The 1712-nt window shown below is 68.3% G+C and carries 1 protein-coding gene; it reads right to left on the reverse strand.

What is annotated here, in order from left to right; genetic code table 11:
• Positions 1-101: 101 nt before the first annotated feature.
• Complete coding sequence (locus ACWGIU_RS37240; protein ID WP_453712489.1) at positions 102-1457, reverse strand: class II 3-deoxy-7-phosphoheptulonate synthase; 1356 nt, start codon at positions 1455-1457, stop codon at positions 102-104.
• Between the last annotated feature and the right edge of the window lie 255 nt (positions 1458-1712).

Raw genomic sequence — 1712 nt, forward strand, 5'->3', positions numbered from 1 at the left:
CGGACCCAAAGTTAGGGTGGCCTCAAAGCCCCGGGCACGAGGATGGGGCGCTGATCACATCGATCCGCGCCCCATCGTCGTACGAAGGTACTGACTGATCCCTACTGGTCGCGGTACATCTCGGCGACCAGGAACGCCAGGTCCAGGGACTGGCTGCGGTTGAGCCGCGGGTCGCAGGCCGTCTCGTAGCGCTGGTGCAGGTCGTCGACGAAGATCTCGTCGCCGCCGCCCACGCACTCGGTGACGTCGTCACCGGTGAGCTCGACGTGGATGCCGCCCGGGTGGGTACCCAGCGCCTTGTGGACCTCGAAGAAGCCCTTGACCTCGTCGAGCACGTCGTCGAAACGGCGCGTCTTGTGGCCGGAGGCCGCCTCGAAGGTGTTGCCGTGCATCGGGTCGGTGACCCACGCGACGATCGCGCCGGAGGCGGTGACCTTCTCGACCAGCTCGGGGAGCTTGTCCCGGACCTTGTCGGCGCCCATACGGACGACGAAGGTCAGCCGGCCCGGCTCGCGCTCGGGGTCCAGGCGGTCGATGTACGTCAGCGCCTCGTCCACCGTGGTGGTGGGGCCGAGCTTGATGCCGACCGGGTTGGCGATCTGCGAGCAGAACTCGATGTGCGCGTGGTCCAGCTGCCGGGTGCGCTCACCGATCCAGACCATGTGGCCGGAGGTGTCGTACAGCTTGCCGGTGCGCGAGTCGGTGCGGGTCAGCGCGCCCTCGTAGTCGAGCAGCAGCGCCTCGTGGGCGGCGTAGAACTCGACGGCCTTGAACTCGGCCGGGTCGGTGCCGCACGCCTTCATGAAGTTCAGCGCGTTGTCGATCTCCCGCGCGAGCTGCTCGTAGCGCTGACCGGACGGGCTGGACTTCACGAAGTCCTGGTTCCAGGCGTGCACCTGGCGCAGGTCGGCGTAACCACCGGTGGTGAAGGCGCGCACCAGGTTGAGCGTCGAGGCGGAGGCGTTGTACATGCGCTTCAGCCGCTCGGGGTCCGGGATCCGGGCCTCTTCGGTGAACGGGAAGCCGTTGACGGAGTCGCCGCGGTAGGTCGGCAGGGTGACGCCGTCGCGGGTCTCGGTGTCCTTGGAGCGCGGCTTGGAGTACTGGCCCGCGATGCGGCCGACCTTGACGACGGGCACGGAGGCCGCGTACGTCAGGACGGCGCTCATCTGGAGCAGCGTCTTCAGCTTGGCGCGGATGTGGTCGGCGGAGACGCCGTCGAAGGCCTCGGCACAGTCGCCGCCCTGGAGCAGGAACGCCTCGCCCTTGGCGACGGCTCCCAGACGGGCGCGCAGCTGGTCGCACTCACCCGCGAAAACGAGGGGCGGATACGACTCGAGGTCCGCGACGACAGCGCGCAGAGCCTCGGCATCGGGGTACGAAGGCTGCTGCGCCGCGGGAAGGTCTCGCCAGGTCGCCTTGGCGGCGGGGGCTTGGATTTCAGCGTTCACGGTCACCTCGTACACATTACGGCGTCGCACGCCGCGTCCAGCTCCCCGCCCACAACGTGAGACGAACCAGCTCAAAGGTCACGGGCGTCCGACGGAACGGAATCCATGGTTCAGCTCACGTCGCGAGACAGATCCTGCCCCGGCGGGGCGGTCTGGGCTAAGGTGCCCACCATGTACGCACACGCGAACCAGAACTGGTGGTGGCCCGCTCCCGGCGGCCCACTTCTCGCGCGTACCTGAAGACACGCACGACGCGAAGGC

This window comes from Streptomyces sp. NPDC054840 (assembly GCF_053611065.1).